The organism is Actinomadura geliboluensis (genome assembly GCF_043197915.1).
GTDB classification, from domain to species: domain Bacteria; phylum Actinomycetota; class Actinomycetes; order Streptosporangiales; family Streptosporangiaceae; genus Spirillospora; species Spirillospora geliboluensis.
This window is the reverse complement of record NZ_JBICUA010000004.1, coordinates 669,265-681,335: the sequence shown is the minus strand read 5'-3', so window position 1 is coordinate 681,335 and position 12,071 is coordinate 669,265. Positions and strand designations below refer to the sequence as shown.

At 73.6% G+C, this 12,071-nt stretch carries 10 protein-coding genes; 5 read left to right on the top strand and 5 right to left on the bottom strand.

The window, feature by feature from the left end:
- Positions 1-64 precede the first annotated feature (64 nt).
- On the top strand, positions 65-1,060 hold the full coding sequence (locus ACGFI1_RS17475; RefSeq protein ID WP_138636635.1) for a stage II sporulation protein M: 996 nt from the start codon (positions 65-67) through the stop codon (positions 1,058-1,060).
- A gap of 8 nt (positions 1,061-1,068) precedes the next feature.
- On the opposite strand, the gene ACGFI1_RS17470 is transcribed toward ACGFI1_RS17475, so the two are convergent.
- From ACGFI1_RS17470 to ACGFI1_RS17450, 5 genes are read right to left on the bottom strand one after another with little or no spacing between them, the layout of a single operon-like run.
- Positions 1,069-2,361, bottom strand: coding sequence for a DUF58 domain-containing protein (locus ACGFI1_RS17470; RefSeq protein WP_138636636.1), 1,293 nt, complete (start codon positions 2,359-2,361; stop codon positions 1,069-1,071).
- Entirely contained in the window at positions 2,361-3,359 is a 999-nt protein-coding gene (locus tag ACGFI1_RS17465; protein WP_435817976.1) for an AAA family ATPase, read from the bottom strand. The genes ACGFI1_RS17470 and ACGFI1_RS17465 overlap by 1 nt, the downstream gene beginning before the upstream one ends.
- Before the next feature lie 29 nt (positions 3,360-3,388).
- Positions 3,389-4,591, bottom strand: a complete 1,203-nt coding sequence (locus tag ACGFI1_RS17460; protein ID WP_392786241.1) for a DUF4350 domain-containing protein — start codon at positions 4,589-4,591, stop codon at positions 3,389-3,391.
- Positions 4,585-5,262 carry a DUF4129 domain-containing protein gene (locus ACGFI1_RS17455; RefSeq protein ID WP_386873684.1) on the bottom strand — a complete coding sequence of 226 codons (678 nt, stop codon included), beginning with the start codon at positions 5,260-5,262 and terminating at the stop codon, positions 4,585-4,587. Before ACGFI1_RS17455 ends, ACGFI1_RS17460 begins: the two co-directional genes overlap by 7 nt.
- Positions 5,259-6,353 (bottom strand): hypothetical protein, encoded by a 1,095-nt coding sequence (locus ACGFI1_RS17450; RefSeq protein ID WP_392786239.1) that lies wholly within the window; start codon positions 6,351-6,353, stop codon positions 5,259-5,261. The genes ACGFI1_RS17455 and ACGFI1_RS17450 overlap by 4 nt, the downstream gene beginning before the upstream one ends.
- A 303-nt stretch (positions 6,354-6,656) precedes the next feature.
- Between ACGFI1_RS17450 and mtrA the strand changes: the two genes are divergently transcribed.
- The 4 genes from mtrA to ACGFI1_RS17430 all read left to right on the top strand — a co-directional run bounded on the left by mtrA (position 6,657) and on the right by ACGFI1_RS17430 (position 11,857).
- Complete coding sequence (gene mtrA / locus ACGFI1_RS17445) at positions 6,657-7,334, top strand: MtrAB system response regulator MtrA (RefSeq protein WP_138636641.1); 678 nt, start codon at positions 6,657-6,659, stop codon at positions 7,332-7,334.
- 180 nt (positions 7,335-7,514) lie between these two features.
- Positions 7,515-9,140 carry an MtrAB system histidine kinase MtrB gene (gene mtrB / locus ACGFI1_RS17440; protein ID WP_301175948.1) on the top strand — a complete coding sequence of 542 codons (1,626 nt, stop codon included), beginning with the start codon at positions 7,515-7,517 and terminating at the stop codon, positions 9,138-9,140.
- A complete protein-coding gene (locus tag ACGFI1_RS17435) occupies positions 9,137-10,927 on the top strand; it encodes an LpqB family beta-propeller domain-containing protein (RefSeq protein ID WP_392732464.1) in 1,791 nt (596 codons plus the stop codon). Before mtrB ends, ACGFI1_RS17435 begins: the two co-directional genes overlap by 4 nt.
- A gap of 594 nt (positions 10,928-11,521) precedes the next feature.
- Positions 11,522-11,857 (top strand): phosphoribosyltransferase family protein, encoded by a 336-nt coding sequence (locus ACGFI1_RS17430; protein ID WP_392732462.1) that lies wholly within the window; start codon positions 11,522-11,524, stop codon positions 11,855-11,857.
- The last annotated feature ends 214 nt before the right edge of the window (positions 11,858-12,071 follow it).

Genomic DNA, 12,071 nt, shown 5'->3' with positions numbered 1-12,071 from the left:
TCCTCCAATGCCGGGGATGCGTTCATTTTGCCGGTTCGGTAATGCGACACGTTAGTCTCGCCGGGTGGACGTCGACGCCTATGTGGCCGCGCACAACGCCGACTGGCTGCGCCTGGAGCACCTCATCAACCGGGGACGCAGGCTCAGCGGCGCCGAAGTGGACGAACTGGTCGAGCTCTACCAGCGCACAGCCACGCACCTGTCCGTCGTCCGCTCCAGCTCGCCCGACCCCCAGCTGGTGGGCCGGCTCTCGTCGCTCGTGGCGCGCGGCAGGGCCGCGGTGGCGGGCGCCCAGGCGCCGCTCTGGCGGGACGTCACCCGCTTCGCGACGGTGTCGTTCCCGGCCGCCGCCTACCGGATGAAGTGGTGGTGGCTCGGCGCCGCCGTCCTCGGCAACCTGCTCTCGCTCGCCCTCGCGATCTGGATCGTCCACAGCCCGGACGTGCAGGCGACCATCGGGACGCCGGACGAGATCCGCGAACTCGTCGACCACGACTTCGCGAACTACTACACGGAGCACTCGGCGGCGTCCTTCGCCTTCAAGGTCTGGGTGAACAACGCCTGGGTGTCGGCGGTCGCGCTCATCTTCGGGATCCTGCTCGGCATCCCCACCGTGTACGTGCTGCTGATGAACCAGCTCAACCTCGGGCTGACCGCCGGGCTGATGTTCGCCTACGGCAAGGGCGACATCTTCTTCGGCCTGATCCTGCCGCACGGCCTGCTGGAGCTCACCGCCGTGTACCTCGCCTGCGCGGGCGGCATGCGGCTCGGCTGGACGATCATCGACCCGGGCCCGCGCCGCCGCGGCCAGGCCCTCGCCGAGGAGGGCCGCGCCGCCGTCAGCATCGCCATCGGCCTCGTCGCGGTACTGCTGGTGTCCGGCCTCATCGAGGGCTTCGTGACCGGCTGGGTGCACGTCACCTGGCTGCGCATCGGGATCGGCGTGGTCGCGGAGGTCGCCTTCCTCAGCTACGTGCTCGTCCTCGGCCGCCGCGCCACCCGCGCGGGAGAGACCGGCGACGCCGACCTCCGCCCCGACGTGGCCCCCGTCTCCGGCTGACCCGCGCGTCAAAGGCGTCCGGCGGACTTCAGCGCCAGGTAGGCGTCGGCGAGCGCCGGGGCGATCTCGTCCGGCGGGGCGTCCACCACCTCGACGCCGTGGCCGCGCAGCTCGGCGGTGAGGCGGCGGCGCTCGGCGCGGGCGCGCTCGGCCGCCGCCGCGTCGTACACGGCGGCGAGGTCGCCGCGGGACGCGGCCATCTCACCGACCCGCGGATCGGACACCGCGGCGATCATCACCAGGTGCCGCGCGGTGAGCTGCGGCAGCAGCGGCAGCAGCCCCTCCTCGATCGCGGCCGTGTTCAGCTCGGTCAGCAGCACGACCAGGCACCGCTGCCGCACCCGCGCCATCAGCGTCGACACCATCCCGGCGGCGTCGCATTCGAGCAGCTCCGGCTCCAGCGGCGCCAGCGCGTGCACCATCGCGGGCAGCAGGTCGGTGCGGGACGCGCCCTCCACGCGGGCGCGGACGCGCCGGTCGTAGGCGAGCAGGTCGACCCGGTCCCCGGCCCGGGACGCGAGCGCGCCGAGCAGCATCGCCGCGTCCATCGAGCAGTCCAGCCGGGGGATGTCGCCGACGCGGCCCGCCGACGTCCGGCCGGTGTCGAGCACCAGGTAGATGCGCCGGTCGCGCTCGGGCCGCCACGTCCGGACGACGACGTCGCCGCGCCGCGCGGTGGCCCGCCAGTCGATGGACCGGACGTCGTCGCCGTCCACGTACTCGCGCAGCGAGTCGAACTCGGTGCCCTGCCCGCGGATCAGCGCCACGTGCGCGCCGGTCAGCTCCCGCAGCCGCGCCAGCTTGGCGGGCAGGTGGCGGCGGGACGGGAACGCCGGCAGCGCCCGCACCGTCCACGGCGCGGAGCGCGACAGCTGCCGCGCGGCCAGCCCGAGCGGCCCGGCGGAGCGGACGACGACGGTGACGGCCTTGCGGTCCCCGCGCCGGGTCGGCGTCAGCGCCATCTCGACGCGGCGGCGCTCACCGGCCGGGACGTCCACCTTGACCGTGCGGGGCGCGGCGCCCGCGCTCGGCGGCCACACGTCCCGCAGGCGGGCCTTCAGCCGCCGCCGGCCCTGGTTCTCGACGATCAGCGCCACCCGGGCGGTCTCGCCGAGCCGCACGTTGGTGTCGCCGTCCCGGTGGAAGCGCAGGGCCCGCACGTTCCCGGCGAGCGCCAGGTCGGCGAGCACGCCGAGCAGCAGGACGCCCCACACCGCGAACAGCGCCCACCAGCTCGGCACGAGCAGCGGGACGAGCGCGCCGAGCAGGGCCAGCAGCCCCAGGCGCCCGGTCAGCGCCATCAGCGCGGCGCGGGGACGTGGGCGAGGATGCCCTCCAGCACGCCGTCGGCGGTCGCGCCCTCCAGCTCCGCCTCGGGACGGAGCTGGACGCGGTGCCGGAGCGTCGGCCTGGCCAGCGCCTTCACGTCGTCCGGGGTCACGTAGTCGCGGCCCGACAGCCACGCCCAGGCGCGGGACGTCGCCAGCAGCGCCGTCGCACCGCGCGGCGAGACGCCGAGCTGCAGCGACGGGGACTGCCGCGTCGCGCGGCACAGGTCCACGACGTAGGCGGCGACCTTGGGGTCGAGGTGGACGGTCCTGACGGCGGCGCGTCCCGCGGCGAGTTCGTCCGCGCCCGCGACCGCCTTCACCTCCGACAGGTCGCGCGGGTCGAACCCGCCCGCGTGCCGCTGCAGCATGGCGATCTCTTCGTCCCGGGTGGGGACGGGCACGGTCAGCTTGACGAGGAACCGGTCGAGCTGGGCCTCGGGCAGGGGGTAGGTGCCCTCGTACTCGATCGGGTTCTGGGTCGCGCAGACCACGAACGGGTCGGGCAGAGCGCGCGCGGAGCCCTCCACCGAGACCTGGCGCTCCTCCATGGCCTCCAGGAGGGACGCCTGGGTCTTCGGCGGCGTCCGGTTGATCTCGTCCGCGAGCAGGAGGTTGGTGAAGACCGGACCCTCGCGGAACTCGAACTCCGCCGTCCGGTTGTCGTACACCAGCGAACCGGTGACGTCACCGGGCATCAGGTCGGGGGTGAACTGGACGCGCTTGAAGTCCAGGTCGAGGGCCCGCGACAGCGTCTTGATGAGCAGCGTCTTGGCGGTGCCCGGGACGCCTTCGAGCAGCACGTGGCCGCGGCACAGCAGCGCGATGACGAGCCCGGTCACCACGGAGTCCTGGCCGACGACCGTCTTGGCGACCTCGCCGCGCAGCGCCGTCAGCGCGGCGCGCGCCGTTTCGGCCTGCCGCCGGGCCTCCTCGGACAGCGCGCCCGGCCCCGTGCTGCCGCCGGGCACGTCGTCCTTCCCGAGCTCTACAGGGGTGTTCAAGACTGCCGTACCTGCCTTTCCAGGTCGTCGAGGACGTCCGTGAGCGCGATGAGCCCGGCGTCGTCCAAGGGTTCGGGACCGTACAGGGCCGCCCCGACGTACGTCTCGTCGTAGGGCGTGCGGCGGGCCACCGCCGTGATGATCTCCTGCGCGGCGGACGGGTCCTGCGCGCTGCCGCGCGGCAGCCCGAGCAGCGGGACGAGCCGCTCCCGGGCGCCGGAGCGCAGCGCGTCCGAGGCGCGGTCGCGGGCGCGCCCGGCCCGGTACAGGCGGGCGCGGCCCTCCACCGTCTCCGCCGACCGGACCACGACCGGCAGGGCCTCCGCCACCACCGGGCCGAGCCGCCGGCCCCGCCACAGCGCCACCAGCAGCACCGCGACCAGGAGTTCGAGGAAGAACAGCTTGACGCCGAACGGGAGCAGGTCGCCGAGCGACTGCTGCCCCGCGGCCTCGCCCGACTTCGGGAGGTCGGGGTAGAGCCACACCGTCGAGGAGCCCGGCGCCGCCAGGTTCATGGCGAGCGCGGCGTTGCCCTCCTCGGTGAGCCGCTGGTTCGTCAGCGGCGCGGCCGACCCCAGCACGGTCACCGTGTGCGCGTTCTCCTGCACCTGGACGACCCTGGCGCCGCCGTACTCGGCCGGGTAGCACGCCGTCCCCTGGCCGTTGATCTCGTAGGTGTCCGACTCGTGGAAGGCGACCTTCCCGGCGAGGGACGCGGCGGGCAGCGCGCAGCCCGGCGCCGCGGTCTCCTCGAAGCTCGGGCCGACCCGCCGCACCTGGGGGGCCAGGACGTCCAGCGCCGCCGCCGTCGGCCGGACGAGCAGGACGTTCACCTGCGTACCGGCCAGCATCCGCAGGTCGTCCTCGGTGAGCCGCTCGGTGCGGGTCACCACGAGCGTGTCGCGGGGCTGGGCCGCGAGCAGGGCCTCCGGCATGTTCCGCCTGATGGTCACGGCAGTGCCGTGCTGGTGCAGGATCTCCGCGAGCGCGCGCGAGCCGTCCCGCTTCGGCGACTCCGGGTCGAGCGCGCCCGCCGACGTCGACGGGCGCAGCGCCGCCAGGATCACCGCGATCACGACCAGCGCCAGCAGCACCGCGAGCACGCCGCGCGCCGACCGCCAGCGGCGGCCCGCGACCTGCCGCGCGGACGGCTCCGCGGCGCCGGAGGCCGCGGCTCCGGGCGGGGCCTGGGTCACCATCGCGGGCCCCCTTCGTCGCCGGCGCCCACCGGGGTGAGGTCGTCGGCCTCCAGCGGCTTCGGCTTCGTCGCGCGCAGCCGCTCGTCCAGCGCCTTCATGCGCGCGTACCCTTCGGCCGTGCCGGGACGGTCGCCGTACCAGACGTCGTCGAAGATCCGGACGCCGGCGGCCAGCTCGCCGGCCAGCTCCGGCACGGCCTCGCCCGCCTCCGCCGCCAGCTCGTCCGCCGTGCGGCCCGGCCGCGCCGCGAGCACGGCCCGCTCCTCCAGGTCGCGCGCGATCGCGCGGAGCCGCTCCCGGATCGCCTCGGCCCATTCCCCGGCGGCCGCGTGCCGCTCGGCGGCCTGCCGGTGGTCGAGCGCCGTGGACGGCGCGTCCTCCAGCAGGGCCTTGTCGCGGGAGCGCAGGTTGCGGCGGCCCCGCATCAGCCAGGCGATCAGCGCGATGGCGATCGCCAGCACGAGCACGATGATCAGGACGGACACCCAGCCGCCGCCGGTGCCCTGCGCCTCCGGGTTCGGCGCCCGGTCGAACAGGCTGGCCAGCCACTCGGAGAAGTCGGCCCAGACGCGCTCCAGCCAGGACGGCTTGTCGCGCTGGTACACCTGCTTCTCCAGCTCGCGGCGCGCCAGCTCGCGGGCCTCGTCGCGGCCGATCGGGTCGAGGATCACGGGTTCGCTCCCGTCCACGGCCGGGCGGGCACCGGATCGGTCCGCCAGAGATCGATGAACCCGTCCTCGCCCGTGGGCTCGTGCGCGGGCTCGGCTGCGGGCTCGTGCGGGGGCCCGCCCGCGATCACCGCCGCGGCGGAGCGGCCCCGGCTGCGCAGCTCCAGGTCGAAGCCCTCGCGGCGCATCCGCCGGTCCATGTACAGCAGCGCGATCACCCCCGCGTCGAACGGCAGCACCACCGACCAGCTCACGATCCGGCCGAGCGTGTCTACCGCGAGCGCGCCCATCGTCGCCCCGTCGCCCGAGGCGTCGCCGAAGAAGACCAGCTGCACGAACAGGAACGGGATGCGCAGTGCGAAGAAGCCCATGAACACGGTCACGAGCAGCGCCAGCAGCAGCGTCCCGCACGTGTGGAACCACCGGCCCTTGGACAGCGTGACCGCCCGGCGCAGCGCGCCCGTGACCGTCCGCCGCTCCAGGACGACCGCCGGGACCGCCTGGACGAGCAGGATGTAGAGCCACACCATCAGGCCGATCCCGAGCGGGAACCCGAGCAGCCCCGCGATCACCCCGAAGGCCGGGTGCGCGTCGGCCGCGATCAGCGCGAAGAACGGCAGCACCGCCAGCGCCAGCGCGCCCAGCGAGGCGCCCATGACGGCCGCGGCGGTGCCGGCCAGCCGGCCGAGCCGGGGCCGCGCGTCCCGCCACGCCTGCCGGGGCGCGATCGGCATCCCCACCAGCTCGCGGCCGAGGATCGGCGCCATCAGCCCCGCCATCAGCAGGATCCCGCACGCCGACAGGACCAGCCCCAGCACCGTCAGCGTGAGCTGCGCGCCGAGCGACTCCAGCAGCACGTCCGGGGTGACCTCGTCGCGGGCCTCGTTGCCGATGAAGAAGTACGCGGCGACCGAGCTCGTCACCTGGATCACCGTGCTGATCGCCACCGACAGGCCCAGCGTGGTGCGGGGGCGGCGCCGGATCCCGGCGATCGCGCCGTCCAGCAGCTCCGAGATGGACATGGGTCGGAACGGGACGCCCCGCACCACGTCGGTGGCGCCGGCGTCGTCGTCCCAGCCGTCCGGTCCCGGCATTCTCGGCTCCCTGCGGTCCCTGGTTCCCTGCGGTCTGCGTGCGGGGGTCGCGGCGCTTCCGGGCGGGCCCGCCGGGCCCCGCGGCGATCGCCGGTCAGGTCATCCTGTCACGGGCGAGATGTCAACCTTGCGCCGCTTTCGGGAGTCACCTCTACAATCCGAGCCGCCCACCCGATGCGGGGGAGCCATGTACGGCGCAAACGCGGGTAACCTTGCACGCCAAGGTATATCTCTCCCTGGCAAGGTGGCGCCGGAGCATCGCGCACCACTCCACCGAACCCCGACTTTGCGACGATGAGGGCCATGAGAGGACGTGTACTGGTCGTCGACGACGACCTCGCGCTCGCCGAAATGCTCGGCATCGTGCTGAGGGGCGAGGGTTTCGAGCCCTCGTTCGTGCACGACGGCGACAAGGCGCTCGAGGCGTTCCGGGAGACCCGGCCCGACCTCGTGCTGCTCGACCTGATGCTGCCGGGGGCCGACGGCATCGACGTGTGCCGGCAGATCCGCGCCGAGTCGGGCGTGCCGATCGTCATGCTGACCGCCAAGAGCGACACCGTGGACGTCGTGCTCGGCCTGGAGTCCGGCGCCGACGACTACATCGTCAAGCCGTTCAAGCCCAAGGAGCTGGTGGCGCGGGTGCGCGCCCGCCTGCGCCGCACCGACGAGCCCGCCCCCGAGACCCTGCAGATCGGCGACATCGCCATCGACGTCGCCGGCCACTCGGTCAAGCGCGGCGACCGGCACATCCCGCTGACGCCGCTGGAGTTCGACCTGCTCGTCGCCCTCGCCCGCAAGCCCCGCCAGGTCTTCACCCGCGAGGTGCTGCTGGAGCAGGTGTGGGGCTACCGGCACGCCGCCGACACCCGGCTCGTCAACGTGCACGTCCAGCGGCTCCGCGCCAAGATCGAGAAGGACCCCGAACGCCCCGAGATCGTCGTCACCGTGCGCGGTGTCGGCTACAAGGCCGGGCCGGCCTGAGACGGCCGCCCCGCCCGCGGGCCCGCGGCACCGGCCCTCGCACGGCTCCCCGAGGCGGCGCCCCCGCCCGTCCCATCGCAGCGCTCCGTCACAGCGCCCCGTCCCCCGTGACACGCCGATGACCGTCCAGTACCAGCGCGGCCCCGTGCCCCGCCTCGCGGACCCCTCATGAAAGCGGACATGAGGCGGGCGAAGAGGTACGTCCGTCGTGCCCTGGGCAAGGCGCGGCGGCTGCTGAGCGGCGCCATCGGCGCCGCCTACCTGCGCTGGCGCCGGTCGATCCAGGTCCGGGTCGTCACGTCCACGCTGTTCATCTCCGCGATCGTGGTGGCGATCCTGGGCGCGTTCCTGATGCAGCAGGTCTCGTCAGCGCTCATGGACGGCAAGGTGAAGGCGGCCCGGCTCCAGTTGGACGAAGGTCTGGCCCAGGTCCAGCGCGACCTGGGCAACTCCGCCGGGGACGGCAGCAGGCTCAACACGACCATCGACCGCCTGAAGTCGCGCAGCGGACCGTCCGGCCTCTACGAGGTCTACATCCGCGACACCAACGAGCAGTACTTCGACGGGTACACGACCAACGAACTGCGGCCCGAGAGCGTCCCGAAGCGGCTCCGCGAAGAGCTGAAGACCGCGCCCGCCGGATCGCGCGCCTACACCTACGGCAAGCTGTCCTACCTCGGGGGCAGGGCGGACGAACGCGGCCTCATCGTCGGCGGCCGCACCGGCCAGTTCGAGCTGTACTACCTGTTCCCGCTTACGCAGGAGCAGCAGACCCTCACCAACGTGAGCCGCTCCCTGTCCGGAGTGGGCATCGTCCTGGTGCTGCTCTTGGCCGCGATCGCCTCACTGGTCACCCGGCAGGTCGTCATACCGGTGCGCTTGGCCGCGCAAGGCGCGCAGCGGCTCGCCGCAGGGCGCCTGGAAGAGCGCATGAGGGTCCGCGGTGAGGACGACCTGGCGCGCCTCGCCCGCTCCTTCAACGAGATGGCCGCGAACCTCCAGGAGAAGATCGGCGAACTGGAGGACCTGTCGCAGGTGCAGCGCCAGTTCGTGTCCGACGTCTCCCACGAGCTCCGCACGCCCCTGACCACCATCAGGATCGCCGCGGACATGCTCTACGAGTACCGCGACACCTTCGACGACCCCGCCGTCGGACGGTCCGCCGAGCTGCTGCAGAGCCAGCTCGAACGGTTCGAGTCCCTGCTCGCCGACCTCCTGGAGATCAGCCGCCACGACGCCGGCGCCGCGACCCTCGACGCCGAGTCCCTCGACATGCGCGACCTCGTGCTGCGCGTCGTCGGCGACATCCAGGGCCTCGCCGAGCGCAAGGGCAGCAAGGTCGTCCTGCAGCTGCCCGGCGAACCCTGCATGGCGGAGGTCGACCGGCGCCGCGTCGAGCGCATCCTGCGCAACCTCGTCGTCAACGCCGTCGAGCACGGCGAGGGGGAGGACATCATCATCTCCGTCGCCGCCGACCGCGACGCCGTCGCCGTCGCCGTCCGCGACCACGGCGTCGGCCTCAAACCCGGGGAAGGGCAGATGGTCTTCGACCGCTTCTGGCGCGCCGACCCGGCCCGCGCCCGCACCACCGGCGGCACCGGGCTCGGCCTGTCGATCTCCCGCGAGGACGCGCAGCTGCACGGCGGCTGGCTGCAGGCGTGGGGCGAGCCCGGCGCGGGCTCCCAGTTCCGCCTGTCGCTGCCCCGCGTCGCCGGGGCCGAGCTGCGCGGCTCGCCGCTCCCGCTCGTCCCGCCCGGCGCCGGCGACGCCCGCCCTCTGTTCGCGGAGCTGGAGGCGGGCGAATGAGCGCGTGCACCGGGCGCATCACCAGCCTGCTGACCCTCGCCGTGCTCGTCCTCGGCGGCGCCGGCTGCGCGAACGTGCCGAGCGGCGGGCAGGTCGTCAGCGGCAGGCCCGCCGAGCGCGCCGAGCGCGTCGACGACCCCTACGTCCGGCTCATCCCGGTCAAACCGCGGCCCGACTGGGGTCCCGCCGAGATCGTCTCGGGGTTCCTCGCCGCGTCCGCCAGCTTCGACGACGGCCACAAGGTCGCCAAGATGTACCTCGGCGGCCGGACGTCCTGGAGCCCCGGGCTGCGCCCCTCGGTGACCGTCCTCGCGAGCCGCGTCACCGACCCGCACGTGGTCAAGTCGGCGGAGAACCAGGCCACCGTGCGGGTCACCGGCGAGGAGCTCGGCACCATCACCGCCGACGGCCAGTACACGGCGTCCCCGAAGGAGTTCGAGGCCGTCTTCCAGCTCACCAAGACCTCGCAGGGCGTCTGGCGCATCACCGGCCTGCCCGGCGACGAGAAGTCCGGCCTCCTGCTCACCAAGGACGACGTCGAGCGCGCCATGCGCACCGTCAACCTGTTCTTCTTCGCGCCCGACCGGCACACCCTCGTGCCCAACGGCGTCTTCCTGCCGGTCGCGAACCGGCAGGCGCTGCCGACCCAGCTCGTCCAGGCCCTGCTCGCCGGGCCCACCTCCTGGCTCGCCGGCGCCGTCGACAGCGCCTTCCCGGAGGGCACCCGGCTGCGCCGCGGCGTCCAGATCGAGAAGGAGGTCGCGACCGTCGACCTCACGAAGGAGGCCCGCGGCGGCGATGTCGAGCGCATGTCCGCCCAGCTCAGCTGGACGATGCGGCAGCTCTCGGAGATCAAGCAGTGGCGCCTGCAGATCGACGGGAGGACCGTCGCCCCCGGCGACATGGACGCCACCCAGCCCATGAACGGCTGGCAGGAGAACTCGCCCGACGGCGCCGCCTCGCAGGACGGCGCCCACCAGAACGCCTACGTCGTCGGCCCGTCCGGCTTCATCGGCACCCTGGAAGGCGACCGCGCCCAGCCCCTCGTGACCGGCGCCGCCGGGTACCTCACCCACCCCGCCGTAGCCCCCGGCTACCAGGAGTTCGCCGGTCTCAGCGCCGACGGCACGCAGCTGCTGCTCGCCGCCCCCGTCACCGGTGCGCCCAGCCCCCGCGTCCTGCTCAATGCCCACCGCGGCGCGCGCTTCACGGCGCCGTCCTGGAGCGGCGACGGCACCCTGTGGGCCGTGGAGAGCACGAAGGACGCGTCCTGGCTGTGGGTGCGCCGCCCAGGCAAACCGCCCGTCCGCGCCGCCCACTGGGGCCTCGGCGGCCGCCAGGTCCTGGCCTTCCACGTCGCCCGCGACGGCGTCCGGGCCGCCGTCATAGCCCGCATCGACGGCCGCCCCCAGGTCCAGCTGGGCCGCATCGCCCACGACCCGGACGGCTCCCTGGACGTCGGCTCGTTCCTCCCGGTGAGCTCCGAACTCCAGGACGCCGTCGACCTGTCCTGGCGCGACTACAACACCCTGGCCGTCCTCGGCCGCGCCAAGCGGGACTCCCAGACCCTGCCGTTCCTGATGCCGATCAGCGGCAGCGCCATCATCCCCCTGGGCGTCGGCTCCCTGGGCGAGCCCCGCACCATCGCCGCCGCCCCGGGCGCCCCGATCCTGATCGGCACCCGCTCGTCCGGCAAGGACCAGATCTGCCGCCAGAGCGCCCCGAGCAACTCCTACAGCCCCTGGCTCTGCCCGACCCCCGCCAAGGACCCCAGCTACCCCCGCTAGAACAACCAGCTTCTGGTCCATCCCCGGGCTGCCGCATCTGACGTAGGGACGGCCTGCTTCGCATGTCTAAGGACCGGGGTCACCGGAGTTATCCACAGTTGCGGGAGCGCGGGACGCCCGGCGGCGCGGAGCGGCACTGTCGATCGCATGAGATTTCTGCGCGACCTGATCGATCTCCTGCTGCCGGAGCAGTGCGCGGGCTGCGGGCAGGAGCCCGTCCTGCTGTGCGACACCTGCGCAAGACCCCTACGCGCCTCTGCACGGCCCGTCAGAGCCGCGACGGCCGGCATTCCGCCCCCTTGGACCGTCGCCGCCTACGAAGGCCCCCTGCGCACGATCCTGGCCGCCTACAAGGAACGCGGCCGCACCGCCCTGGCCGTCCCCTTAGGCGAGGCCCTGGCAACAGCAGTCCAAGCAGCCCTACCCCCACCACCCGCGCCGGAGCCGACCAACCCCCGACCAGCGACCACGGCCCAATCACGCCATGCCCAACCACATGACGCCTGGGCGGGCGATGCGGAGGCGGGTGCTGTGGGTGCGGGTGATGTTCGAGGGGGGCCGGTGTTGGTGTGGGTGCCTTCGGGGCGGAGGGCGGTGCGGCGGCGGGGGCATGATCCGCTGCGCGGGGTGGTCGAGGTGGCGGTGCGGCGGCTGTGGGCGGACGGCGTGCCGGTGTCCATGATGGACGCGCTGCGGCAGCGCGGCCGGGTCGCCGACCAGGCCGGGCTCACGGCGCGGCAGCGGGCCGCCAACCTGCAAGGGGCCGTAGAGGCGCGGGCATGCGTGGCCGGCCGCCGGGTCGTCCTGGTGGACGACGTGGTCACAACGGGCTCGTCCCTCGCGGAGGCGGCCCGAGCCTTACGTGCCGCAGGAGCCGAGGTGACCGGCACGGCCACCATCGCCGCCACCCCGCGCCACCGCCCCTGGTAACCCACCCGCCCTGGCGGTCCGGGAGGCGTTGCGGGAGCGGGATCGGGCGAATGGTGACTTTCTTCACTTTTCGCTCGCTGGACGGCGGTAAGCCACGTTGGGTAGTCGAGAGCGTCTGGCTTGTCCTGGAATGAGGGGGTGTAGGGGGTGCTTCGGGTCACATCTCGCCATCAGGGGAGTAGAGATTTCTCAAACTCACCGCGAGGTCAGTGGT